Here is a 26,764-nt window from a genome sequence, read left to right as displayed (position 1 = left end):
TCTAATCCATTAAAAATTAATATTCAATCCAAACAACACCGAAGTGGTCATAGCATAAGAGGTAGTTCCTCGTTCAGGATCCCAACCGTCAGGATAATGGCTCAGACAGAACAGGTCATTGGCCGATACATAGAAACGAACCCGCTCAATCTTAGCCTTTTGCGTAAGGCTCGCCGGAAGAGTGTATCCTAAGGTAATGTTCTTCAAGCGAAAATAACTACCGTTGAACATCCAGAAGGTTGACATAGCGTTATTACTATCATTGTTCTGATAAGTGAGACGTGGATAACGTGCCGCCAGATTCTCTTTTTCAGAATTGAAGGAACTCCAATAATTTCTATCTATAATGGCAGGAATGCTTCCCCACTGGTTGTGATAAGGTTGAACCATCTTAGAGTTCATACGTACCTTTTGCTTACCAATGCCCTGGAAAGCAGTACTAAAGTCAAAACCTTTATAAGCAGCCGACAATGTTCCACCATACATGAAGCGAGGTTGCGAATTCCCAAGAAGTACACGGTCATATTCGGGAGAGATAATGCCATCAGGCACACCATCCGGACCAGAGATATCTTTATATTTCACATCACCAACCTGTGTATTGCTATTTAGTGTAGCAGATTTGTCCAGTTCTTCCTGGGTTTGAAACAAGCCTTCAGAAATGTAACCATACCATTCATCAAATAAACTACCGGTCATCTTCACTTGATCGCCCATGAACTGCGTACCGCTCAGGTCGTCCATTTTAGAAATATAATCAGAAAGGTTAGCAGAGATGCCATAGGTAAACTCACCAATACGGTCATTCCATGATAGTTCAAGGTCATAGCCCCTGGTATGCATTTTACCCGCATTCTGTGACGGATTAGAATATCCCATATATTTAGGTATTTCAAGATCAAGCAACATGTCTTTTGTACGCTTGTAATAATAGTCGCCCACAAAAGATAAACGCCCGTCAAAGAATCGCGCATCAACACCAATATCGTATGTTTCAGTCGTTTCCCATGTTAGATTGCGTATAGGATATTGGATTTGAGCGGCCCCTTTGTAGTAAGTAGATTCACTTGCATCAGCCTTGTTATAGAACAACGAATTAGTAAACTCCATCAATGAGACATAGGGGTAGTTACCGATACGTTCGTTACCCAGAGTACCGATAGAAGCTCTCAGCTTTAGGAATGAAAGCGTTTTGGCATTTATTTTTTCCATGAAAGGTTCTTCACTGATAATCCAACCAGCTGACACGGAAGGGAATGTACCCCAACGAGAATCTTTATGGAAACGTGATGAACCGTCACGACGAACATTGACCTGAAGCAGATAACGATGATTGAAGCTATACATAACTCGACCAAAGAATGAACGATAAGCATTCTCATATGCGGAACCGGAATTTGCTAAATAGTCCTTAGGACCTGCATCCAGATAAGGATAACTGTCCAAATCGTAATGGTCACTTGAAGCACTCATTGTTTCATGATGGTAATAATAGTTTTCGTAACCAAGCATAATATTGAAGTCATGCTTACCAAACTTTTTCATATAGTTTGCAATAAACTGTGTAGTTAGCGAACGGGAGTCGGCCCGTTTCTCTGTCAGCTTAGTAGAGCCGCAACCGGCAAACGTACCAATGATGGTAGTAGGATCATCTTGTGATGTAAATCCAGCCTTTTTCTGAAACTTCTTACCTTTAGAAATCGAGAAATCCGGAGCAAGTACAGCTGATATTTTCAAATCTTTGAATGGAGTGAAGTCAATAGAAACACGCCCACCAATCTTTGTAGAATAAGTTTCATTGTAGCCACCCTCAACCAGACGGCCATAGAGATTATTACCACCTTTCACATCAGCCAGACCGCCATGCTCCCACTGCCATGCATAAGCAGGTGAGGCTACCAAAATACTGTTCCAAACATCCGAAAACATTGGTTCATGATTCTTGGCATACTTTACATTTAAATCTAACGAAGCGGCAAGATACTTACTGAATGTCAAGTCGTTATTTAACCTTGCCATATATCTTTCGTAGTAGTTTTCAGCATCTTTATAAAGCCCATCTACTTTTTCGTAGCTAAGAGATGCTCTCGTCTTAACATTTTTACTACCGCCAACAAGATTCAACGTATGGGTTTGGCGTGGTGCCGAGCCCTTAATCAAGAGGTCATACCAATCAGTTATCGGATAGTTATCGGGATCGGTTTTATTGTTCTTTACCCAATTATTAACCTGATCCTCAGTATAGACCGTGTAAAGGCCCCCAGCAGGATTATCATTGTATTTCAACTCGTTAACCATTTCAAGATAGCGTTGAAAATCAACCTGTTTCGGTTGGGCAGTGGGGATTTCAATACCATACTCGAAGTTATAACTGATACGCAAGTCTTTCTCAGTCGCACGTTTGGTCGTCACCAAAATTACACCTGCCGCTGCACGAGACCCATAAATGGAAGCAGAAGCTGCATCTTTCAACACCGTGATACTTTCCACATCATTGGCATTAACATCGTTAATATTATCTACAGGAATACCATCGACTACGATCAAAGGTGATGAATCTCCAATTGTAGTTACACCACGCACCAGAATATTACTTGCACCTGCTCCAGGCTCACCACTTGAACGAGTCACCAATACACCTGATACAGCACCTTGAAGAGCCGTAGCCAATTGTGTAGTACGACGCTCAGCAACCTTATCACCTTTAATATTAGCAGCAGCGCCTGTCAAATCTTTTTTCTTAGCGGTACCATAACCAATAACAACCACTTCATCTATAAGCTCTGAGTCTTCCTGAAGAATTATATCAATAGTATTATGATTACCCACCTTCACCTCTTCAGTTCTGTATCCAACGAAAGAAATAACTAAAGTTGATTCATTTGTAGCTTTAACAGTATAACGGCCGCTCACATCAGTAATGGTGCCGACAGTTGTTCCTTTTACCCTGATGCTCGCTCCAATGACCGGTTCACCCTGAGCATCCTGAACGTACCCCGTTATTTCCCGCTCGGATCCGGGAGAATCTTCTATACCATTTGCACTGGCTATAAATATGCTGAAAAATGAGCACACCAGCATGAATGTAGCACGACCTAGTTGGGAAGGCTTCATTCTGAAAGTTCTTAATAAACTATGTATCATATCCATAAAAAAAGGTTAAACAATTAATTCTATTTATAATTTACAATTCTATCTCATAAGTACTCTTAAGTCGACTTAAGAACATTAAGTTACCCAAAAACAACCTTAAACCCTAATGATAAATGTTAATCTTCTCCCCCGTAACCACCTATCTCTGCGATCTTTCTAGCTATTTCGGCATTATCAGTACGACTTTGAAAATCCTCTGCACCAGCCCCGAGAGCAAACACAGGCACGAAACTAGCCGAATGACCTTTGCTAATCCAGTCTACAAGAGCGATCTCATTGATGATTTTTTTTGCTTCGGCTGCAACCGCTTCATCTTTTTGATATTCACTTTCAACCAGACCGGTATTGTTAATAAATGAGCTTTCATAGGTCTTTTTCAATCGGTCCTCTTGTTGCAGGGTCAACTGAATCTTCTTCCAAAAACCAAAGTTCTCACTGAGCGATTTCTTAACTATATCCCACGAAACATTACCGTTGCTTTTCTTTCTTAAATGATTAAGTACCTTTGAAAACTCACGCTCACTGATTTTTTGATTACTAAGAACACCAAGATTTAATTCGTACGACCCGGTACCCAACCCAAGACCACCAGTTTCATGGTCGGCTGTCACCACAATCAATGTTTCATCAGGGTGTTGTTGATAGAACTCATAAGCGACCCCTATAGCTTTATCCAAATCCTGAACCTCATGAATCACTGTCGCTGCATCATTGCTATGACATGCCCAATCAATACTCCCACCCTCAATCATGAAGAAAAATCCTTTTTCAGGGTCTTTCATTAAGATATTAATACCAGCACGCGTAATTTCCGACAATGTCAAATCCGTTTTTTGGCGATCAATAGCATAGGGAATTGTACGACTATCAACTTTCGACACTGCAGTCCTTTGAAACAGAATCATTTTATCCGATGTGCGGGCTTTCTTCTGAAATTCTTTATAACCACGGGTTATCGTATAACCATTATTACAGGCAAGCTCATAAAGTCCTATTGAATCCTGAGGAGTGACACTCCAAAAATCAGCACCTGCATAAAAATCGAATCCGGCTACTACAAGGTCATGGCCAATTTCATTGTAGTTTTTTCGATTTTCATTATGGGCATAGAATGCAGCCGGTGTTGCATGATTGATAGCTACACTTGATGCCACACCAACCTTACATCCAGCTTCCCGAGCTCTTACTGCGATACTCTTCAAAGAGGTAATCTTATCTTTCATCACCCCAATACAGCCATTACGGGTTTTCACACCTGTGGCCAGTGCGGTACCTGAAGCTGCCGAATCGGTGACACCATTCGTTGCAGAATAGGTGGTCGCAATAGTTGCTATTGGAAATTGAGTAAATAATAAGGGAGCTACTCCAATATTACCCTGAAGTTCAGCACTGTATAGTTCAGTCATCTGTATCTGATTTATTCCCATTCCATCTCCAATAAAGAAGAATATATATTTGGCTTGCTGGGCATAGAGAAAACAAGTACACAATAAGAATAAGACAAATAGCTGTAATCTGATGTTTTTCATTCTATCAACTGTTAAAAGTATTACTTAAGATGGTTGGGCAAAACAGGCATTGCACCTGCCTGAGTACAAACATATGCTGAAACATCAACCGCTCTCCGGTGGGCTTCGCCAATTGATTCGCCTTTTAAGAGTAAGGTACAAAAGGCAGCTGTAAACGAGTCACCTGCCCCAACAGTATCAACAACTTTCACTTTGGGAGTTTCCAAAAACGATACCTCTTCAGGGGTAACGACATAGCTTCCCATCTCGCCACAAGTCAGGATCAGTATTTTCCAACCATACGTTACAAGAAGTGTCCGGCACTGTTGGATTGAAGTACCCACAATACTAAACATATCGCAAACCTTGCCAAGCTCATCATCATTTATTTTCAGGATATTACACAAGAAGAACGATTTTTCAATCTGCTCTTTCGTATAAAAGTGCTGTCTCAAATTAATATCAAAAATCTTGTAGGAATCAACAGGCATATCGTTAAGAAACTGCTCAATAGTATTTCGTGATACTGAATTGCGTTGAGCCAATGAACCGAAACAGATGCAATCAGCACGATTTGCCAATGCTCTCAATGTTTCGTTATACAGGATATTATCCCATGCCACACCTTCTTCAATGGTATATTTAGGAACACCACGCTCATTGACGCTAACCCGAACTGTTCCGGTAGGACATGACGAACTTTCAAGCATGTGTGGCAATCCTTTGTCTTCAAAACAGGCTACAATCTCATCGCCTAATTCATCGTTACCAATAGCACTAACTACGATACCGTCAAGCCCCAGTTGAGCTGCATGATAGGCGAAATTAGCAGGCGCTCCACCCAACTTCTTTCCTTCAGGGAAAACATCCCAAAGAACTTCCCCTAAACCAACAACTGTTTTCGTTTTCATAGTTTATCAGATTTTAATTACTGATTTTACAATATTTGATTTATCACTAACACTCATATCCATTGCATTCTGGATATCATCAAAGTCAAAAATATTGGTCACGATACTTTTCAAGTCTACCTTCCCGGAAGCCACAGCCTCAATAGCTATTGGATAAATATGACGATAACGAAATACCGACTTGAATGTGAGTTCCTTATCAATTGCCAAACTAATAGGTAGTAACATTTCCCCTGTTCTTGAATATCCCACCAGAACGATATTCGAACCCTTTTGGGCTACATTAATGGCCTGACAGGTAGTAATTTCCGTACCGGCAGTCTCAATAACAAGATTAACCCCCTCCCCAGCAGTTAGTTTATTGATTTCTTCAATCGGATTGACCATACTTGAATTTATCACAGCAGTTGCACCTATTTCCAACGCTTTCTCCAAACGCTTTTCCATGATATCTACAACATAGATCGTATTGACGCCTTCGGCTTTGAGTGCCATTAACGAAATCAAACCAATACATCCTGCACCAAAAACGACCGCAGTTTGACCAGCATGCGCTTCACCTTGGTTTGCTGCATGAAAACCTACAGCCAACGGCTCAATAAGTGCACCTTCAAGCGTGCCAACATTCGTAGGAAGTTTGAAGCAGAGATCAGCTTCATGTGCTACGTATTCTGCAAATACCCCATCCACCGGAGGAGTAGCAAAGAACACCACATCAGAACAAAGGTTATATTTCCCTTCACGGCAAAAATGACAATGACCGCATGTCTTTCCTGGTTCGAGCGCCACTTTATCGCCAATCTTCAAATGTTTCACATCTTGCCCTACCTTGACTACAGTACCACCAGACTCGTGACCTAATACAAAAGGAGGTTGAACGATGTAGTTTCCAATTCTCCCTGTTTCATAGTAATGGATATCCGACCCGCAAACACCTACATATTCCAACTTAACCAATATTTCATTGGACTTAATCTCTGGAATGGGGCGCTCTTCAAATCCCATCCGACCAATTCCCAACATCACTGCAACCTTCATTGTACCTTTCATTTCATTATAGCGTTAAATTAGTTAATACCTTCAGACGAATTGTTTTATACGTCCTCTTACCTTACAAAACTAAGTTACATTTATCTGTGCCACAATGATTTCTCTAAAAAAAATATCCGCAACCGTTCCCGCAACCGTTCCCATTTTCCGCAACCGTTCCCAACGTTAAATCATATATTTTAGAAGATATTGGCATTCATTTTTAGTATATGAATAGATAAAAGTTCTAATTTTGCAGGAAACACACCGTACTCATGAGATACATTACAATCAAAGATATAGCAACTGCGCTGGGACTATCAAAATCGACTGTGTCAAGAGCGTTAAATGGAGACAGTAAAAACGTCAGCAAGGAAACGTTACAGAAAATAGTTGAAATGGCAAATAAGATGGGTTATCGTCGGAATGAACTGGCCGTTAACCTGCGCTTGAGAAGTACACGAATTATTGGGATTATGATTCCTGAAATGACAACTACGTTTTCCATGAGTTTTATCACTGCTGCTCAAAGTCTGTTACATCAGCAAGGCTATCGTGTTATTCTGGCGTTATCTGACGAAAATCCTGAGACTGAACGTGTGAACCTAGCTATGTTTGATAACGCACGCGTTGAAGGCATCCTAATCAGTGCCTGCCACAATACCGCCAATCTGGATGTTTACCGGAGTTTTTTGGATCGGCATATTCCAATGGTCTTTTTCGACCGCACAATTTCCGGAATCTCTGTTCCTGGAGTAAAGAGCAATGATTATACTCAATCATTCTTCATGGTTGAACATCTTATACGTTCAGGGAAAAAACAAATTCTCCACCTGACCGGACCTCGCCACATCCAAAATACGATTGATCGCAAAAAAGGTTATCGCGATGCATTGGCCAAGTTCCATATTCCCTACGATTCACGATATGCCATCGAATCGGGTATCAGTGTTGACGACGGTGCCAACGCTATCGAAAAGGTTTTAAATCTTGGTATCCCTTTCAACGCAGTTTTTTGTTTTACAGAGACGCAGGCGTTAGGTGCAAAACGGACATTACAGGAACACAACATTGTTATTCCAGAGGAAGTTGCTATCTGCTGTATGTCAGGAACCGCTCTATCAACCTTGGTACACCCACCATTGACTGCTGTTGAGCAACAAGTCGATGAAATGGCTGCAATTGCCGTCCGTCTTATTCTTGAAAAGATCAATGATTTCTCAATTCCCAATCAGACCATCACGTTACAATCTAATATCATTATTAGAAAATCAACGGTTGAGTAATCTTCACCGATGATCATCTTGAAACATCAGTTAGAAATGGGAATATATTATTCTACGGAAATGTATGTTAATTTACAGTACTCAATTATTCTAGCGGTAGCGTAAAAAAGAATGTCGTCCCTATTCCTTCTCCTGAACGTACCCAAATACGTCCACCCATCCGTTCCACCAGCATACGGGAAACAGTCAGTCCCAGCCCGGTCCCTTGCGCAAAGTTATTAATCTTACCGAAACGTTCAAATATCTTAGCCACCCGATTGGCCGGAATACCGATACCCGTATCTTTTACGTAGAATTGTATGACATTCCCCCGAAGCTGATAACCGAAATGAATCTCTCCGGACGGAGTAAATTTAGCGGCATTACTTAACAGGTTCATCAACACCTGCATGATTCGCATCCTATCTCCGATAACATATAGATTCTTGTCGACATCATCCAGTACCAGTTTCACACCCTTATTAACTTTCATCCGATGCCTTTCATATTCTTCAAGACAGGCTGCATACACATTTACTTTCTCCTTAACAAACCCCAAAGAACCCGCCTCCATAGCGGACAAATCCAGAATATCATTAAACAGACACAACAGCAATTCTGAATTCTGCTCGATAATATTGCAGTAATCATCCTTGTCTCCATCATGCCCCGGATCAATAACCAATCTTGAGAATCCTACAATCGCATTCAGAGGCGTACGAATCTCATGACTCATATTTGCAAGGAATGCCGATTTCAAGCGGTCGGATTCTTCAGCTTTTACACGGGCAGCGGCTAACTCACGCTGTGCATTTTCCCGGCTCGTCACGTCCCGGCACATACACAACAAGTATTTATCTCCCAGTGGACATACCAGATTCTCGTAATGATGTGTCTCACCTTCAAACTGTAACGAATGCTCCCCTATACTGGGGAAACCGGTACGCACCACTCTTTCCATATTAGCACGAATCTTACGATATTCTGATTCCGGCACTATATCCTTCAAGTTAGGATGCGACTTATCTTTACCGGACAGACCTTCCACGTGATTGGTACCAGGAGAAGAAAGTAGTTCTATGTAGTCCAGATTACGATCAAAAACCGTCAACATATCAGGGATAGCCTCCAGTATTTCCTTGCCATATTTCTCACGGAAACGTTCTGGTTCTTCATCCGGACAAGGATCGGCCGGCAGGGAGCGGCTTGCCAGCTGTTCTTCCAAATCCCGGATTATCTCCAGCAGTTCTTCTTTCGTTTTATCTTTATAATCCCTCATTTCAAGGCAGATATGTTGTAGAGTGTTATTTTCGGGGAGCAAATATAACATATCTTTCAATTATATCAACATATATTGCAGGCTTTTATTTAAAAAAAGACAATAGCTTTTGCCCTACTAATCAGAATGTTCTATCTTTGCACCACTTTTTATTTTAAATCATTGATAGATATGTCTAAAGAATTATTCTCTACTCTGCCTTATAAGGTGGCAGACATTACGCTTGCTGACTTCGGTCGCAAGGAAATCGATCTGGCAGAACAAGAAATGCCCGGCCTTATGGCTCTTCGCGAAAAGTATGGAGAAACAAAACCGTTGAAAGGTGCTCGCATCATGGGTTCCCTGCACATGACCATCCAGACAGCGGTACTGATTGAAACCCTCGTGGCACTGGGTGCTGAAGTACGCTGGTGCTCATGTAACATATATTCGACTCAAGACCATGCCGCAGCTGCTATTGCTGCAAGTGGAGTTCCTGTATTTGCCTGGAAAGGTGAAACATTGGCCGACTATTGGTGGTGTACGCTTCAGGCACTGAACTTCCCTGGTGGAAAAGGTCCTACGGTTATCGTTGACGATGGCGGTGACGCTACCATGATGATACATGTGGGATATGAAGCCGAAAGCACCGCTTCTATTCTGGATAAAGAAGTTCATGCAGAAGATGAAATAGAACTGAATGCAATCCTGAAGTGCGTACTGGCCGCAGATCCTACGCGCTGGCAACGTGTAGCAGCCGAAGTACGTGGTGTTTCTGAAGAAACGACGACAGGTGTACATCGTCTGTATCAGATGCAGGAAGAAGGCAAATTGCTGTTCCCGGCATTCAATGTAAACGACTCTGTAACGAAATCCAAATTCGATAACCTCTATGGCTGCCGCGAATCTTTAGCCGATGGCATCAAGCGCGCTACGGATGTAATGATTGCCGGTAAAGTAGTGGTAGTCTGCGGATATGGTGATGTAGGTAAGGGGTGTTCACATTCCATGCGTTCATACGGTGCCCGCGTACTGGTTACGGAAGTAGACCCGATTTGCGCTCTGCAAGCCGCTATGGAGGGCTTTGAGGTAGTAACCATGGAAGAAGCCTGCACACAAGGCAATATTTTTGTTACCACAACAGGCAATATCGACATTATCCGTATCGACCACATGACGCAGATGAAGGACCAGGCTATTGTCTGCAACATCGGTCACTTCGACAATGAAATCCAGGTGGATGCTCTTAAACATTATCCCGGTATCAAGTGCGTCAACATCAAGCCACAGGTAGACCGCTATTATTTCCCTGACGGACACAGCATTATTCTGTTAGCTGATGGTCGTCTGGTAAACTTGGGTTGTGCCACCGGACATCCGTCATTCGTTATGAGTAACTCATTCACCAACCAGACATTGGCTCAGATCGAGTTGTTCAACAAGAAATACGAAACCGGTGTCTACCGCCTGCCTAAGCACCTCGATGAGGAAGTAGCGCGCCTGCATCTTGAGAAAATCGGTGTAAAGCTAACGAAGCTTACTCCCGAACAAGCTGCCTATATAGGCGTGAATGTAGACGGACCGTATAAGGCCGAACACTATCGTTATTAATAACGAAATGAAGAATGAAGAATGAAGAATGAAGAATTACCATGCGGCATTACAGCGCAGCCAATTCTTCATTCTTCATTCTTTATTCTTCATTTCATAAAAGCTCCGTTTTTATGAAAAAGCTCCTCCCTGACCTCCTGGTCATCTTTATGTTTGCAGTACTTTCATTCGCCTATTTCTTCCCGGCGGATATAGAAAACCGCATTCTTTTTCAACATGACACGGCTGCCGGTGCAGGTGCCGGACAAGAAGCGACTCAGTATCGCGAAAAAACCGGTGAGTATACACGCTGGACTAACTCTCTGTTCGGTGGTATGCCGACTTATCAGATAGCCCCCAGCTACGAGTCAACCCAACCGTTGACCTGGGTACAGAAGGTCTACCAACTATTTTTGCCTACGTATGTCAACCTGACATTTATCCTGATGCTCGGCTTTTTCATCCTGTTGCGTGCATTTGGTATACCTACATGGTTGGCAGGATTAGGTGGATTAATGTGGGCATTCTCATCCTACTTCTTCATTCTGATATCTGCCGGACACATCTGGAAGTTTATCACACTGGCTTATATACCACCTACAATAGCAGGTATCGTACTGGCTTACCAGGGTAAATATCTGGCAGGAGGCATTGTTACAGCACTGTTCATTGCCCTGCAAATTCTGTCGAACCACGTACAGATGAGTTATTACTTCCTGTTTGTCATCCTCTTCATTGCAGGAGCCTACTTTGAAGATGCATGGCGCAACAAGACCTTACCGCAATTTTTCAAGGCAAGCGGTGTGCTTGTGGTAGCTGCGCTGATTGGTATATCCGTCAATCTGTCGAACCTGTATCACACTTATGAATACAGCAAAGAAACCATGCGCGGCAAAAGTGAGCTCGTAGAAACCGGTGATGCCGCCAAACAGACCAGTAGCGGACTGGACCGTGACTATATCACCCAATGGAGTTATGGTATCGGCGAAACCTGGACCTTATTAGTGCCCAACTTTAAAGGTGGCGCTTCCGTTCCTCTCGCCCTGAATGAGACAGCCATGGAAAAAGCCAATCCGACCTATGCCGGACTTTACCAGCAACTGTCCCAATACTTTGGTAACCAGCCTATGACGTCAGGTCCTGTATATGTAGGTGCTTTTGTACTATTCCTTTTCATCCTAGGCTGCTTCATCGTCAAAGGTCCATTGAAATGGGCATTGATCGGAGCCACATTCTTCTCCATTGTTCTTTCATGGGGTAAGAACTTTATGCCACTGACAGATTTCTTCATTGATTATATACCCATGTATAGTAAGTTCCGTGCAGTATCATCCATCCTCGTTATTGCTGAATTTACCATTCCACTACTGGCCATCTTTGCTCTGAAAAAGATTCTGGACGAACCGGAGGTATTAAAAAAGAAGATAAAGTTCGTTGGTATCAGTCTGGCACTGACTGCCGGTGTAGCTTTGATATTAGCCGTGATTCCAGGAGCTTTCAGTTCAACTTTCGTCCCCGCACAGGAAGCGCAGATGTTACAGAATGCAGTCAATCAGCAGATGATTCCTGCAAACGAGCTGTCCGGCATTCTTTCCAACCTGGCAGAAATGCGTGCTGCAATGGTAAGCGCCGACGCACTGCGTAGCTTCATTATCATTGTAATTGGCTGCGTGTTGCTGTGGCTTTACTACAGCGGAAAACGAAGAAAGTCATTCGTAATTGCCGGTATCGCTATTCTCTGTGTAGCAGACATGTGGAGTGTCAACAAGCGTTATCTGCACGATGACCAATTCGTCCCCCGTTCTGCCCAGGTTGACACCTTTAAGAAAACGCAAGCTGATGAAATCATCCTCCAAGACACTGACCCGAATTACCGCGTATTGAGCTTTTCCGGAGATGCATTCAGCGAGAATAAAACTTCTTACTGGCACAAGAGCGTAGGTGGATATCACGCAGCCAAACTGAGACGTTATCAGGAAATGATTGATCATCACATTTTACCCGAAATGCAGGCAGCCTATCGGGATATTGCTACCGCAGGTGGTGAGATGGACAGTGTGGATGCTTCCAAGTTCCGCGTTCTGAATATGCTGAACACGAAATATTTTATCCTCCCTGCCGGACAAGGGCAGACAGTTCCTATCAAGAATCCGTACGCTTACGGCAATGCATGGTTCGTCAACAATGTGGAGTACGTGGACAATGCCAACCAGGAAATTGATGCCCTGAACACCATATTGCCAACAGAAACTGCCGTAGTAGATGCTCGTTTCAAAGATATTCTGAAAGGTATTACCACTGCCCATAAAGACAGTCTTTCCAGCGTGCGTCTGACAAGTTACGAACCAAACCGTCTGGTTTATGAAACGAATAATTCTAAAGACGGCGTTATCGTATTCTCCGAAATCTATTATCCGGACGGCTGGATAGCCACCATTGACGGAGAGCCTGCCGACATTGCCCGTGCAGACTATATCCTGCGTTCTATGTACGTCCCTGCCGGAAAGCATACCATCGAAATGCGCTTTGATCCGAAGAGCCTGCATGTAACGGAAGGCATCGCTTATGCAGCACTGGCTCTGATGGTTATAGGCATTATGATAATGGTGGTTGTATATAGAAAGAAGCTGAGTTCACGCTAACTATCCATAAAAAGGACACAAGGCTATATCAGAAATCACCACAGATTACACAGATTCACACAGGTTAAAGGAAAATATTTTTTATATAGACAACCTGTGCGAATCCGTGTAATCCGTAGTGAAAAATTAGTATTGAGAACCCAACAAATCAAATCCGATCATAGCTTAACCGATTTCTTCTTCCCGCCATATAAAACCGATTTCGTGAATTTCGTCGACTGAACACTCCCTGTCCCATTCTCCTTATCCACTACAACTATATTGAACTTACGTGATTTCAACATACCGGGGAAAGTTCCTTCCCGATCTGCGATATTCAACGTCCGGTTTGCATCATCCCAAGTAAACTTAATGGTTGAATAAGCACCTTTCTCGTAGTTATAATTATCGTTTTCATCTTCATACAGCACAAATTCGCCATCGGCTCCGGGATAAATGCGTATCTCCAGATTATTCCATTTCTTCTCTGTAGAATACTGTACTTTCGGCCCAAAAGGAACAATGGAACCCGCACGTACATACAATGGAATAATATCGATAGGAACCTCTTTGGTAACCATCTGTCCGCCATTCAACATTTCTCCCGTCCAAAAGTCAAACCATTTGGTTCCCTTAGGAAGATAAACATCCTGTGTTCCTGTCTTGCTAAAATCTTCATACGGATCTTTCCACTGTTCCTTATCAGAGAATACATACATATTCCTGGTTACAGGAGTCACAAGAAATGCCTTTCCAAACATATACTGATTACTGATAGTGTGTACCTTCTTATCTTCGTTGAAGTCCATGAACAAGGCACGGAGGAAAGAACCTGCATTATCAGTCACCTGCCATCCTGTTGAATACAGATACGGCAACAGTGCATAGCGCAGATTTATGTATTTCTCTTCCGAATCATACACCCAGTCACCCTTTTTACCCAGATTGTAGATTTCCTTTTTCACACCACTTCCATGCGAACGTTGCATGGGCAGGAATGTACCATATTGAAACCAGCGGGTATACAGTTCATGATAAGCTTTATTTTCAGCCCCACCATGATAAGGCCAGTTAAAGAATCCACCTATATCCGTATTCCAGTAAGGTATTCCCGATAGAGAAAAGTTCAAGCCTGTAGGAATCTGCTTACGGAATGTTTCCCAATTACACATAACATCGCCCGACCAGGTATTCGCCGCATAACGCTGTTGTCCGGCAAATGCACAACGAGTCAGCAGATACACGCGTTTATCAGAGGTTACGGCACGCTGATGCTCATAAACTCCCTTGTTACTCATCAACGGGAAAGCATTTACTACGCTACGATAAGTTCCCATCGCTGTCGGAATATCGAAATCTCTTTCCTGAACATCCAGATGGTCAGGTTCCGTTGAATCTGTCCACCAGGCATCAATACCTTTACTGAACAGACCTTTATTCAGATGCTCCCAATAAATATCGCGTGCTTTTTCATTATAAGCATCATAAGGTTTCACTCCCCCGTCCGCAGGCCATGTCTGGAAGTTGAACAGGGCATTGATTTTCTCCAAATCCTTGTACGGATTCGTATCCGGCCCGAATGAAGCCCATATAGAGATCATAATCTTTGCATTTTTCTTCTTCACATGATCGATCATCTTCTGAGGATCAGGGAACTCCGGATTATCAAAATTCATAGAGTTCCAGTTAGAGTTTGGTCCCCAATATTGCCAGTCTTGAATAATTCCATCCAAAGGAATCCCTAACTCACGATACTTATCCACAACTTCCATCGTTTCCTGTTGTGATTTGTAACGCTCACGCGATTGCCAGAAACCGAATGTCCATAACGGATACATAGGTGCTTGTCCTGTTAAGTCACGTATTTGCGCTATCACACCATCGGCATTACCGCCATACATGAAGTAATAATCCATACATTCTCCCACTTCCGAATCAAAGGACATCTCCTGCGGATTATCTGTATAAGTGGTTGGAGAATAATTATCCCAAAACATCCCGTACCCTTTTGTAGACTGAATAATTGGAACACTGGCATACAATGCACGCTGACGCATGAAATGTTTATGATTGCGCTGATTCAGGTCATCAACCTGTTGCTGTCCCAGACCATAGATAGCCTCATCCTTATCCAGCAAAAAGGCCTGACGCACACTGAAAGTTTGATTCCCCGCATCATTGAAAGGAGTAAACTGAGCACCATAATCTTTCTCGGTAAACAATGCCTTTCCTTGCTTGTCAAAGAAAGAAATCCGTCCGGTCCCTACATTGAAATCAACGCGTACAGCATTGCTTTTCAGGGAAACGGTTTCTCCTTTCTTCTCGGTCGTTACAGACATGCTTTCAGGGCTTTTAACCACAGAAAGGCTTTTCTTTGTAAAGCTACGTCCTTCGGGTGCCTTCACCACACGTACAATTTCAGGGCTGACGAATTGGATTTCAATATCCATTCCCTGCGTAGTACTCGTTATTCCCTGTTTGGTTTGCCGGAAAGTCTGGGCCTCGACAGGTAAGGTCGACAAGAAAGCCGCAGCCACCAGCATACTACTGATTTTTAAATAAAACTTCATGTTCATGGTTTCTTTTTTACGGATTAATAATTCTGTTATTCAAATGCAAAATTACCGGAAAAAAGATTCTACCAAGGGGCGTGTTCGTTGCTTTTTAGTGCACATTTCGTTGTTTTCAACAATTCTCCCCAGTCATATTAGTCTTATATTGAGAAGGCGTTACACCAAACGCCTGTTTGAAGTACTTTGTAAAATATTTAGGAGTATTGAAACCAACCATATCGGCCACTTCACCTACCTGATATCCTTTATTCAGTAATTGAGCAGCATGCTTCAATCGGATGGAACGAATAAAATCAGAAGGAGTCTGGCCGGCAATAGCATTCAATTTACGATATAGTACCGTACGTTCCATCCCAACATCGGCACTCAGCTTTTCTACCGAATATTCAGGATTATCTATATTCTTTTGAATCAATGAGCAGACCTTCTCTATAAACTGTTCATCAATAGAAGTGATGGTAACCTCTCCCGGATTAATATTTATTCCCTGTGAAAAAGACTTCTGACGGGCTTTCTCTTCGTTTATCAGTTTCCGGATTCTCAATAACAGAATATCCAGATTAAACGGTTTGGATATATATTCATCCGCACCGGATTCGTACCCGAACAATTTACTTTCGTCCGTAGAACGGGCAGTCAGTAATATGACAGGGATATGCGACACCTGTATATTGGACTTGATACGTTTACATAACTCCAGCCCATCCACTTTCGGCATCATGATATCGCTGATTATCAAATCGGGAAACTTTGTAGTGGCAATCTGTTCTCCTTCTTCACCATCACCGGCCTCCAATACATTGTATTTCTTGGAAAGCAGTTCAAACATGTAATGCCGGAATTCTTTATTATCTTCAACTAAAAGTACGGTGTACTCTTTATCCGTTTGCAGGTCCTGATCACTTTCCGCATCAGGGTTCAATTCATCCCCGATGAAAGTATCTTCCTCTTCCGGTAACTCTGTATCCACTTCTACATCAGTACGCACAGGTAGATATACAGTAAACAAACTGCCTTTATTTACTTCACTCTCCACTTCTATCTTTCCGGAATGCAATTCTACATACTCTTTCACCAGATGAAGACCGATTCCACTACCTATTTTATCTTCTTCCTCTTTCACCTGATAGAAACGATCAAAAATATGGGAAAGATTCTTTCGTGGAATCCCTGCTCCGGTATCTTTCACGCAAAGACGGAAATACTGTACCCCGTCCGGTTCCTTACAGGTATCGAGAGTTATCGTCACCATACCTCCTACAGGTGTGAACTTGAATGCATTAGACAATAGATTATTCAGTACCTTTTGTATCTTCTCACGGTCGAAACTTATATATAAATCTTCTGCAATCTTATCATCTATCTCAAAAGAAATCTCTTTTTCCTGAGCCAGATAATCAAAAGAGGATTTTACCGAAGAAACAAACTCCGCTATATTCCCCTTAACAAGAAACAGTTTCTCTCCATGAACTTCCAAACGTCTGAAGTCCAGCAATTGATTGACGAGGTTCAACAGTTCTTTGGAATTACGGTAAATGGATTGTAATCTCTTTTTCAGGGCTATGTCGCCGACTTCCTTAATAAGAGATTCCAATGGAGTTATGATCAGAGTCAGGGGGGTGCGGAATTCATGGCTTATATTGGTAAAGAAGCGGAATTTCATTTGATTCAGTTCTTCTTCCTGAGCTTTTTGCAACTTCCTCTTATTCATTCGCAAATAACTGGAAAGGGCCCAATATATGGCAAGGGCAATCAACAGGCAATAAATAAAATAAGCCAAAGGAGTTTTCCAATACGGGTCCTTTACAATGATTTGTATAGTTGCACAGCTACTTCCCCACTGCTTACTGTTGTTTGCCGCATATACTTCCAGATTATACGTACCCGAAGGAAGATTGGCATAAGAGGCAGTTCCGGTCCCTGTAGGAGAAACTATTTCGTGCCACTCCTTATCCAGCCCCTTCAGCCGGTAGCAATAGTGAGTCTGTGATCTATTGATATAATTCAACGCAGAGAAATCAAACGATACAAAGTTCTGATCATAATTCAAGATAATCTTTTGAGTTGCGCTTACAGGCTCGCTCAATAGTATATTGCCATCATAAGCCTTATCCATCTCCACCTTTTTCCCGAAAAGATGAAAGCTCACGAAAAGAGGTTTCATATCCTGTTTCACCGGAGGCAGTTTATTAATTCTGAATTCGTTGAAACCATCAATTCCTCCCATCAGAATCACATCATCCTTCGTTACATATACGGATCTTTCCAAGAATTCCCGCTCTATCACTCCATCACTATGGTTAAAGTTGGAGAAAGAGTATTCTGTTCTTCCCCCTTCCTGAACTACATTCACACAAGATATTCCATAAGAAGTGGTAATCCACATCACGTGGTGACGATCTTCGGATATTGCCTGTATACTATTGTTTACCAGGCCGTTTTCCATATAAAACATCCTGATCTCTTCATTCTTCGGATTCCAGACTATCAGGCCATCCTGTGTGGCAAGCCAAATCAGATTACGGCTATCTACATACAAATCAGAATAACGATGGATATCATAGAAATCTTGCCAAGCCTTTTTATCTTTAAACACCGGTGCCGTCAGAACCTGATTTTTATAATCATAGGTAAACAGCCCTAAATTACAGATTCCTATCAGCATACCCTCTTTATAATTCCTGATCTGCGAAACGGAGTTGATTTGTCGTCCTCCACTTTCCTCTATCTTCTTAAGTTCTCCGGTATCAGGATTCAAAAGACACAGGCCATCTATATATGAACAGATATACAGGTTCTTATCCGGTGCTTCAAATACCTTCGCCACATCACGTACAGGATAACTTCTGCTCTTTCCATTCTGAATGCAGAACAATGCCTCAACCGATGAAAGCCATATCCGCTGCCGACTATCTTTAGTTAACCCATTGCACCGTAAATTGCGGGGTAATCCTGCCTCAACAGACAATTTGCTCTCAGATAAAGAGTACCGTAAAAGTCCCTGACGGGTACCTACCAGGATTCCACCATGCGCATCTTCTACAAAACACGACACACTAACTTCCCCATTCTGATCAATATTAGGGAAGAACACTTTACCTATATTTTTGAATTTAAAGCGGTTAGGATGGTAATAACATATTCCTCTGTCCAAAGTCCCGATCCAAGTTCCTCCCTGGTTATCATTAAAGACTGTGCTGACTTCCGTTTTTATCTCTTTACCATCTACAAATTCCAGCGTAGGGATGAATTGTTTGTTTTGCAGTTTTTCGTCACACACCCACAGGCCGACCTGACTGGTTATCCATATATCGTGCTCTTTGCCTACAGAAAGCACATTCAGCCTATATTCAGTCTCTAATATTACTTCCCACTTACGCAGTTCAATATCAAACCGCAAAGCTTCAGTCTTTCGCCCATTCATCAAATAGTACAAATACTTTCCCCGGGGGACAACCAACAGGGTAGCAGACCTATCCTGCTTTTCAGCCAGTGCATATTCCCGGTATAACTCCCTGGATGTTTCCAGATCATAACAGACCATGAGGCTTGAATTGTAGAACAAGAAAACTTGCCGGTTTACTACCGCTATGTCCAAAAGCCTGTCACGTACATCTCCGTTCATTGAAACATTCTTCAAAAACTCAACAGTCTTCCCACCGGCATAATCCCTGTACAGCAGTACATCATCATCCGTCAGCATCCAATAATTACCTGCCTCATCCACAAAGAAGTTCACCAACGCCCCCTTTACACCATAAGACTTAAACAGATCGTCCAAATGCTGTTCAAAGCGTTCTTCATTAATGTTGATGGTCATTAGCTTATACCAGTCTTTGATATAAATATAGTCCTCATTCACATAAATGCGATGATGCCCGGCATAGTCATTAAGAGGAATTATGTTACTTTTATTATAATGGAAATATTGAAAAGAAGTTCCATCGTAGATGCTGACGATCTCATTGGCATTGATTGCAATGCGCCCATCCCGCAACTGAATGATATTGCGGACTCTGTTGCCCGAAAGTCCGTCACTGCAATCGATGGGAGTAAACGCATAGTGCTCTTGCGCATGAAGCGGGGAGTTAAGCAATAAGACAATAAACAGCAAGAGTCTTATCACTTTGATCGTTAACAATTTCATTGTTATGTTTTCCATATTAGATTATCAGTGATGCAAAGATATAGAAAAAATATATCTGATAAAGATTCCCATAAAAAGAAAACCGTCCCCTCCCCTCACGGGGGTGGAACGGCACAGTCAATAATACATGAAAAAACGCTATTTAGAGAGAGTCTCTACAAATTTTGATGTAAATGTAAGGGAGAGAAAGAAGAGTTGAAAATAAAATCTACGAAAGGGGAGGTTTTGTCGACGGAATAGCCCCACGTTTATAGCGCAGCCTTTTAAATCCGCGTTATCCGTGTCATCCGCGTCTAAAAAATAATATACCGAATGGCGCTAATCACTTATCACCAAACACTAATCACTTTTATTCTTTTCTATACCGGATGGAACCTGGGTATCATTCTGACATTTTGTATTATCAGTCCTCCGAGAATCGTTTCTTTACGCCCAGAAGGACGTCCCAAAGGAAAGACGGGAATAAAAATCCGCAATCTGCTATTCTACAGTTCGATACAGAAATACGTACAATTATTCTACAGTAAAATAACAAGCAATCTGCTGCATCGGAACAAGCAATGTGCCAAGTATTAAGATACTATCTACAGGATATCAACATCCAATGTGCTGGATCTCTATATCCAACGCACAGGAAATAGAGACCGAACGCACCGGATATAAAGAACTGACTTGTAAGATATATAGATACGGAGATTCAATTCTCCATATTCGGTAAAAAAGATGTAAATATACTGCATATAAAGACAGAAATCCGGTGGATAAGTTCTTATTTTATACTCTCTAAAAACAGTAGTTGTAAGTTTATAGTCTATTCTGATGACTCTTTGCAACTATATTCCTGATTTTTCAGTCACTTCGCTTTCTTTCCGGAACAGGCTCTTCAGCATTATTGCTTAAAGTTCTGAACCGGATGACTGTATTAAATGAAGTAAAAACATATAATTCAACTCACAAACTATTTAACATAGCGATAACATACCTATAACCTATCTTCCGCCGTCAACCCCGTACTTTTGCTTCACAGAAAAAAGAGAAAAGTATAAATCACTAAAAAACAAAAAGATATGCTATTACCAAACGAATGGATAGAAAACAGTTTAGAAACTTACATCTATCAACACACCACAAAGTCCCAGATTATTTATTGGGTCGTTCTATTAGCCATTACGGCAACCATGGCCGCACTTCCCTTTATTTATGTAGACATTTCCGTACAAGGCAGTGGAGTAGTTCGCCCCGTAACGGAAAAGACCGAAATTAAATCAGCTATCACGGAACTGGTAGACTCTGTTTATGTTCGCGAAGGCGAACAAGTCAGCAAGGGCGATATCCTTCTGCGTTTCCGCACAAACAGTTCCGACTACAAAATCAACTACCAGACTAACCGTCTGAATGATTACGAGGCACATCTTATCGACTTGGCATATCTGGCAAAAGGCGAGCATCCTGCCACATTCCGCTCTCCGGTCCGCCGGCAGGAGTACACTTACTTCACCAAAAAGAAGAAAGAACTTGAAACCTCCCTGGCACAAGCGGAAAAAGAGTATAAACGCAACAAGACATTGTTTGAAAAGAAAGTAATTTCAGAAGAAGAATATGACAAATACTATTATCAATATCAAACCCAGCAAAACGAACTGGCTTCATTGACACAGAGTCAACTTAGCACCTGGCAAGCTGACTTGAACAGCTACCGCAATTCACGCAATGAGATGAGTACCAGCCTCAAGCAAGAGGTAAAAGACCAAGATATGTATATCGTCCGCAGTCCGGTAGACGGCACGCTCGACCAGTTCTCCGGCATATATCGGGGAAGTAGCATTCAAGCCGGACAATCACTGGCAGTAATCAGTCCCGACTCCACACTCTGCCTCGAAGTATACGTCACTCCCCGGAATATCGGTTTTATGAACATAGGTATGCCGGTCAATATACAAGTGGAATCTTTCAATTATAACGAATGGGGCACACTACCCGGAAAGCTAAAAGACATCTCCTCCGAGTTTCTGACGGACAATCAAGGCAACTCTTTCTATAAAGTGAAATGTGAAATGGAACAAGATTACCTGACACTGAAAAACGGACAGATAGGAAAGCTGAAAAAAGGTATGACCGCCAGCGCACACTTCATGGTGACACGCCGCTCCCTGTTCGATCTGCTTTATCAGAAGATTGACGACTGGGCAAATCCAAGGCAATATGCGGCTAATGAGATGATAGCCCAAAAACAGTAAGTAAACATTAAGTAGCAAATAATAAAAAAGGTACTAAGATCAAACAACATGACATCACCGATTGCGGAGCTGCCTGTCTGGCTTCCGTATGCGCCCACTACGGACTGCGCTTCCCGGTATCGCGCATCCGCCAATATGCATTCACCGACCAGAAAGGTACGAATGTATTAGGACTGATAGAAGCCGCCAACAAACTGGGATTATCCGCCAAAGGCGTCCGCGCACAGTTCGATGCACTGTACACGATTTCCAAGCCAACCATCGCACATGTGCTGGTAAATCACAAACAACTTCAACACTTTGTTGTAATCTACAAAGTGACGAAGACACACATCACATATATGGATCCCGGAGACGGACGGATGCATAAGGTTTTACACGAAGACTTCCGGCACGACTGGACAGGCATACTGGTATTGATGGAACCGGAAGAGACCTTCAAAAAGGGAAATCAGCAAACCAGCATGAGCAAGAAATTCCTTTCATTGCTGGCACCTCACAAGTCCGTAATGCTGCAAGCCGTCTTCGGTGCACTTGTTTTCAGTATTTTGGGATTATCCACTTCTATCTATGTAGGCAAAATCACAGACTATGTACTGGTCGACAAAAACACCAATTTGCTGAACCTGATGGGAGTGATTATGCTCATTATCCTGTTGCTGCGTACCTTCATCGGTGCAATGAAAAGCATTCTGGCACTGAAAACCGGACAAAGAATCGATGCAGCCCTGATCCTGGGATATTACAAACACCTGCTGACCCTGCCTCAACAATTCTTCGACACCATGCGCGTAGGAGAAATCATTTCACGCGTGAACGATGCCGTGAAAATACGCAACTTCATCAACAACGTATCTCTCGATCTGGTAGTGAATATCATGATACTGGTGTTCTCCCTGTGCCTGATGTTCATTTACTCCTGGAAGCTGGCAGTCATGACCCTGATATCAGCACCGCTATTCCTGCTCATCTTCTGGGGGTTCAACAAACTGAACCGGAAGTACCAACGCAGCATCATGGAAAGCAGTGCCGATCTGGAATCCCAATTAGTAGAATCCATCAACTCCATTTCAACCATTAAGCGTTTCGGCATCGAAGAGTATGCCAACCTGAAGACAGAAAGCCGTTTTGTACATTTATTGAAGAATACTTACCGAAGTATTTACGGTTCCATCATGGCACAAGGAGGCATCCAATTCGTATCTACAGGAATCACAATCGCTATCTTGTGGCTAGGCAGTATTCTGGTTATCGATCAAGAGATGACACCCGGCACGCTCATGGTATTCTACTCTCTGGTCGGTTACGTCATCTCACCCATCGGTTCGCTGATATCATCCAACCAGACTATTCAGGATGCATTGATAGCCGCCGACCGTCTGTTTCAGATTATGGATTTGGAAAGAGAGCAGGACAATGAACAAAAGATCATTCTGGAACCGGACATGATGGGCGACATCATTTTTGAGAATGTTTCTTTCAGATACGGTTCACGCAAGGAAGTATTCAACTCCCTGAATCTAACCATAGAAAAGGGCAAGACTACTGCCGTCATCGGAGAAAGCGGTTCGGGTAAAACAACACTGATTTCCCTTTTACAGCACATCTACCCCATTCAATCCGGACGCATCCGCATTGGAGACTATGACATTGCACAGATTGACAATCGCAGCCTCCGGCGCCGGGTAGGTACCGTTCCCCAGCAAATCGAGCTGTTTGCCGGAACCGTCACCGAAAACATTGCGCTCGGTGATACACAGGACATGAAACGGATTAGCTGTCTGGTGAAACAGCTCGGACTGACAGATTTTATAGACAGGCTGCCTAATGGCTACATGACTCAAGTAGGCGAACACGGCGCAACCCTTTCCGGAGGCGAGCGGCAAAGACTTGCCATAGCCCGTGCCCTGTATAAAGAACCGGAAATCTTGATTTTCGACGAAGCCACCTCGTCACTGGATTCCATAGCCGAACGTTATGTAAAAGAAACGCTGGATGCACTGGCCGGAAAGGGGAAAACAGTAATCATTATTGCCCACCGACTGACTACAGTGAGATGTGCCGACAACATTATAGTGATTGACAAGGGTAAAGTGGCAGAAACCGGCACACACAGCCAGCTCTACGATGCAGGTGGCTCATACTTCAGGCTTTGGAACGAGCAGTTTGCCATGTTCGAATAACCTTAACATAGCGATAACATTTCTATAACATCGTTTGAGCTGTCAGTGTTCTATTTTTGCAACAACAAAGCAATAGAATCATACAGTAATCAAACGATGTTATTTTTATGAAGAAATTAATAATGATAAGCGTGGCAATCACGACTTTCGCCTTTATCGGCAATGTACAGGCACAAAATAGAAGATGGTCTCTCCAAGAGTGCATCGATCACGCCATCCGGCACAATATTGAAGTAAAACAAAGCCGGAACCGTATTGAAAAACTAAAAGTAGAAAAAAGCACTTTAAAAAACAGTTTCCTGCCCGACCTCAGTACCGGAACTTCTCAGAAGTTCGACTTCGGACGCTCACTCAACCGCAGTAATGCATACGAAGACAGCAATACACAAAGTTCTTCCTTCTCCGTAAGCGCAGAAATGCCTCTTTTTACAGGTTTCCGGCGGAGTGCATCCGTATTTTAAAAGCCATCAAAGTGGCCAAAGCAGGGTATTACCCTACCCTTTCATTGGGCGCAGGTATCAGCACCGGCTATTATCATTCAGGAAACAGTATAAATCCATCCTTCAGGCAACAACTCCAAAATAATATGCAGAAAAGTGTCTATTTATCACTGAGTATCCCTCTTTTCGACCGATTTTCAACCCAGAATGAAGTCCGCACCGCACGAATAGAAGAGAGTAATGCCCGTCTGTCTTTGGAAAATGAGAAAAAGAATCTATATAAAGAGATCGAAAAAGCTTATACGGATGCAGTGAACGCGTTAGAAAAATACGAATCGACCTCCAAAGCCGTCGTTGCCAATGAAGAGGCACATCGCTATGCTTTGGAAAAGTATGCTTCGGGGAAGTCAGCCGTATATGAATACAACGAGATAAAAATGAAACTGACAGAAGCATTATCGAAACAATCACAAGCAAAGTATGCGTATCTGCTAAAAGAGCGAGTATTGGCATTCTACTCATGCAGAGAATCAGCACTAAGCCATTGATTATTTCTTTTTGCACGGTTGTTTTTGTATCTCTACAGTAAGCATTACCGGGTGTTAACCTTGGCTGACAAGCCTGTCAACCTAGGTTAACCGACTCGTCAACCAAGGTTGATAGGCCTGTCAACCTTGGTCAACACCCCGTTATCCCTAAGAATAAAGGGATATATCCTTGGTTCTCAACAGAATAACACCTGATATAAAGTTTATAGATGCCTCGTCCTGATATAGGTTGACTGCGTAAGTGAGAGTAACCCTTTTACTCTCACTCTTAAAAGTTACTCTCACTAACACTTAAAATTCTTATTATTACTGCCTTATATACAAAGTGAGGGTAGTGAGAGTAACTTGATCCAACTTTTTATTGAACGAGTTCCGCTTAAAACCCACATTTCACTCCTGCAGAAAAATAAACCGTCGGATTGAAATACGGGTCATCTTTATCACTGAACATATTGTCTACAAACCCTTTAAGCGTACGTTTAGTCAGATTGCCGGACCTGAGCCAATTGCCTCCTATCCCCAAATACAGGCACGACTTCTTACCTATCCTGTATTCCGGACAGAGATAGGATCGCATCATAACTGAAGCATATATCATCGACTTTCCCTCTACATCCATCACAGAAGATATTCCATCCATTTCCATTGCCACCAGCCTCAGCTTAAACCGATCTCCCAAACGTACCGCCCCGGACACTTCAACACCAGAAGAGAGATTCACATTGACCTCATAGTTACCGGAAAGCTGCCAATTCAGAAAGAACATCGGCATGGCAATAGGTACTCCAAATGAATTCGTCAATCCAGCCCCAATACCTATATCCAGATTTTTCCTGCATTTATACACAAAAATCACTCCCCCATTCACCAATACACTCTGCCAGGTAATTGCATCCGGTGCCGAATAAATACCTGCTCCCAAACTGGCTATCATGTACCACTTTCTCGACAAGGGCCGTACATGCGTCAGATTGAGACTGCCACTTAACACCTCATCCGGATGCATATCCAAAGCCATATGTCGATTATTAAGTATCGCATAAGTCCCTCTTACCGATGCCGACCACATGACAGGCTGTCCCGATGCATTCTGCTTCAGCGAAAAGGGTAGCGTGTATGCTCCGGTGAATTTTAATAAATCACCCGAACCCAATTTATTCCCCGCTTCATCTCTGAAAGAAGAGGCAGGCATATACTCCGTTTTAAGAACTCCTTGTGCAAAACCATCGATTGCCGCCACCAAGAGCAACAGAAATAAAAGATAAGAGAATCGTCTCATTGCTAATAATTTAGATTATTTT

The 26,764-nt window shown here is 42.6% G+C and carries 14 protein-coding genes and 1 pseudogene; 7 read left to right on the top strand and 8 right to left on the bottom strand.

The features are described 5' to 3' along the window. Window positions 1–9 precede the first annotated feature (9 nt). The 4 genes from VYM24_RS07020 to VYM24_RS07005 form a co-directional block, all read right to left on the bottom strand. Window positions 10–3,114 carry a SusC/RagA family TonB-linked outer membrane protein gene (locus VYM24_RS07020; protein ID WP_299096070.1) on the bottom strand — a complete coding sequence of 1,035 codons (3,105 nt, stop codon included), beginning with the start codon at window positions 3,112–3,114 and terminating at the stop codon, window positions 10–12. Window positions 3,115–3,269: 155 nt separating this feature from the next. Next, window positions 3,270–4,682 carry an alkaline phosphatase gene (locus VYM24_RS07015; RefSeq protein WP_291550322.1) on the bottom strand — a complete coding sequence of 471 codons (1,413 nt, stop codon included), beginning with the start codon at window positions 4,680–4,682 and terminating at the stop codon, window positions 3,270–3,272. 20 nt (window positions 4,683–4,702) lie between these two features. Continuing rightward, window positions 4,703–5,572, bottom strand: a complete 870-nt coding sequence (locus VYM24_RS07010) for a carbohydrate kinase family protein (protein ID WP_330941846.1) — start codon at window positions 5,570–5,572, stop codon at window positions 4,703–4,705. A gap of 6 nt (window positions 5,573–5,578) precedes the next feature. After that, window positions 5,579–6,622 (bottom strand): NAD(P)-dependent alcohol dehydrogenase, encoded by a 1,044-nt coding sequence (locus tag VYM24_RS07005; RefSeq protein WP_291550324.1) that lies wholly within the window; start codon window positions 6,620–6,622, stop codon window positions 5,579–5,581. Between the two features lie 254 nt (window positions 6,623–6,876). Here VYM24_RS07005 and VYM24_RS07000 point away from each other — a divergent pair, with 254 nt between their 5' ends. After that, window positions 6,877–7,887: a LacI family DNA-binding transcriptional regulator gene (locus tag VYM24_RS07000; RefSeq protein WP_299096073.1), complete on the top strand. Its 1,011-nt coding sequence runs from the start codon at window positions 6,877–6,879 to the stop codon at window positions 7,885–7,887. 85 nt (window positions 7,888–7,972) lie between these two features. Here VYM24_RS07000 and VYM24_RS06995 read toward each other — a convergent pair whose 3' ends face one another. After that, entirely contained in the window at window positions 7,973–9,145 is a 1,173-nt protein-coding gene (locus VYM24_RS06995; RefSeq protein ID WP_291550466.1) for a PAS domain-containing sensor histidine kinase, read from the bottom strand. Between the two features lie 171 nt (window positions 9,146–9,316). On the opposite strand from VYM24_RS06995, the gene ahcY reads away from it, so the two are divergent. Both ahcY and VYM24_RS06985 read left to right on the top strand, forming a co-directional pair. Next, complete coding sequence (ahcY, locus tag VYM24_RS06990) at window positions 9,317–10,735, top strand: adenosylhomocysteinase (protein ID WP_044263997.1); 1,419 nt, start codon at window positions 9,317–9,319, stop codon at window positions 10,733–10,735. A 113-nt stretch (window positions 10,736–10,848) separates the two neighbouring features. Further along, complete coding sequence (locus tag VYM24_RS06985; protein ID WP_330941845.1) at window positions 10,849–13,356, top strand: YfhO family protein; 2,508 nt, start codon at window positions 10,849–10,851, stop codon at window positions 13,354–13,356. Window positions 13,357–13,514: 158 nt separating this feature from the next. On the opposite strand, the gene VYM24_RS06980 is transcribed toward VYM24_RS06985, so the two are convergent. Together VYM24_RS06980 and VYM24_RS06975 are read right to left on the bottom strand one after the other, a co-directional pair. Further along, entirely contained in the window at window positions 13,515–15,911 is a 2,397-nt protein-coding gene (locus VYM24_RS06980; protein ID WP_330941844.1) for a glycoside hydrolase family 31 protein, read from the bottom strand. 109 nt (window positions 15,912–16,020) lie between these two features. After that, window positions 16,021–20,070, bottom strand: a complete 4,050-nt coding sequence (locus VYM24_RS06975) for a hybrid sensor histidine kinase/response regulator transcription factor (RefSeq protein ID WP_330941843.1) — start codon at window positions 20,068–20,070, stop codon at window positions 16,021–16,023. Between the two features lie 297 nt (window positions 20,071–20,367). Here VYM24_RS06975 and VYM24_RS06970 point away from each other — a divergent pair, with 297 nt between their 5' ends. The 4 genes and pseudogenes from VYM24_RS06970 (at window position 20,368) to VYM24_RS06955 (ending at window position 25,463) form a co-directional block, all read left to right on the top strand. Next, window positions 20,368–20,631 carry a hypothetical protein gene (locus tag VYM24_RS06970; protein WP_299096088.1) on the top strand — a complete coding sequence of 88 codons (264 nt, stop codon included), beginning with the start codon at window positions 20,368–20,370 and terminating at the stop codon, window positions 20,629–20,631. Window positions 20,632–21,122: 491 nt separating this feature from the next. Beyond that, window positions 21,123–22,292: a beta-barrel domain-containing protein gene (locus VYM24_RS06965; protein WP_330941842.1), complete on the top strand. Its 1,170-nt coding sequence runs from the start codon at window positions 21,123–21,125 to the stop codon at window positions 22,290–22,292. 38 nt (window positions 22,293–22,330) lie between these two features. Beyond that, a complete protein-coding gene (locus VYM24_RS06960) occupies window positions 22,331–24,475 on the top strand; it encodes a peptidase domain-containing ABC transporter (protein ID WP_330942222.1) in 2,145 nt (714 codons plus the stop codon). Window positions 24,476–24,582: 107 nt separating this feature from the next. Then, a pseudogene (locus tag VYM24_RS06955) lies at window positions 24,583–25,463 on the top strand (TolC family protein). A 376-nt stretch (window positions 25,464–25,839) separates the two neighbouring features. Here VYM24_RS06955 and VYM24_RS06950 read toward each other — a convergent pair. Further along, the gene (locus VYM24_RS06950; protein WP_330941841.1) at window positions 25,840–26,742 is read right to left on the bottom strand and encodes a DUF6268 family outer membrane beta-barrel protein; all 903 of its coding nucleotides are present in this window, start codon (window positions 26,740–26,742) and stop codon (window positions 25,840–25,842) included. Between the last annotated feature and the right edge of the window lie 22 nt (window positions 26,743–26,764).

Source organism: Bacteroides sp. MSB163, assembly GCF_036416795.1.
Lineage (GTDB): Bacteria > Bacteroidota > Bacteroidia > Bacteroidales > Bacteroidaceae > Bacteroides > Bacteroides maternus.
Note: the sequence above shows the minus strand (reverse complement) of the source record. Positions and strands in the feature narration are given on the sequence as shown.

Bases quoted from the DNA above. Each gene is read 5' to 3' on its own strand.
- VYM24_RS07010 (WP_330941846.1), bottom strand. From the start codon at position 5,572: ATGAAAACGAAAACAGTTGTTGGTTTAGGGGAAGTTCTTTGGGATGTT.
- VYM24_RS07015 (WP_291550322.1), bottom strand. From the start codon at position 4,682: ATGAAAAACATCAGATTACAGCTATTTGTCTTATTCTTATTGTGTACT.
- VYM24_RS06985 (WP_330941845.1), top strand. From the start codon at position 10,849: ATGAAAAAGCTCCTCCCTGACCTCCTGGTCATCTTTATGTTTGCAGTA.
- VYM24_RS06975 (WP_330941843.1), bottom strand. From the start codon at position 20,070: ATGGAAAACATAACAATGAAATTGTTAACGATCAAAGTGATAAGACTC.
- VYM24_RS07005 (WP_291550324.1), bottom strand. From the start codon at position 6,622: ATGAAAGGTACAATGAAGGTTGCAGTGATGTTGGGAATTGGTCGGATG.
- VYM24_RS06970 (WP_299096088.1), top strand. From the start codon at position 20,368: ATGGCGCTAATCACTTATCACCAAACACTAATCACTTTTATTCTTTTC.
- ahcY (WP_044263997.1), top strand. From the start codon at position 9,317: ATGTCTAAAGAATTATTCTCTACTCTGCCTTATAAGGTGGCAGACATT.
- VYM24_RS06965 (WP_330941842.1), top strand. From the start codon at position 21,123: ATGCTATTACCAAACGAATGGATAGAAAACAGTTTAGAAACTTACATC.
- VYM24_RS07020 (WP_299096070.1), bottom strand. From the start codon at position 3,114: ATGAAGCCTTCCCAACTAGGTCGTGCTACATTCATGCTGGTGTGCTCA.
- VYM24_RS06950 (WP_330941841.1), bottom strand. From the start codon at position 26,742: ATGAGACGATTCTCTTATCTTTTATTTCTGTTGCTCTTGGTGGCGGCA.
- VYM24_RS07000 (WP_299096073.1), top strand. From the start codon at position 6,877: ATGAGATACATTACAATCAAAGATATAGCAACTGCGCTGGGACTATCA.
- VYM24_RS06995 (WP_291550466.1), bottom strand. From the start codon at position 9,145: ATGAGGGATTATAAAGATAAAACGAAAGAAGAACTGCTGGAGATAATC.
- VYM24_RS06980 (WP_330941844.1), bottom strand. From the start codon at position 15,911: ATGAACATGAAGTTTTATTTAAAAATCAGTAGTATGCTGGTGGCTGCG.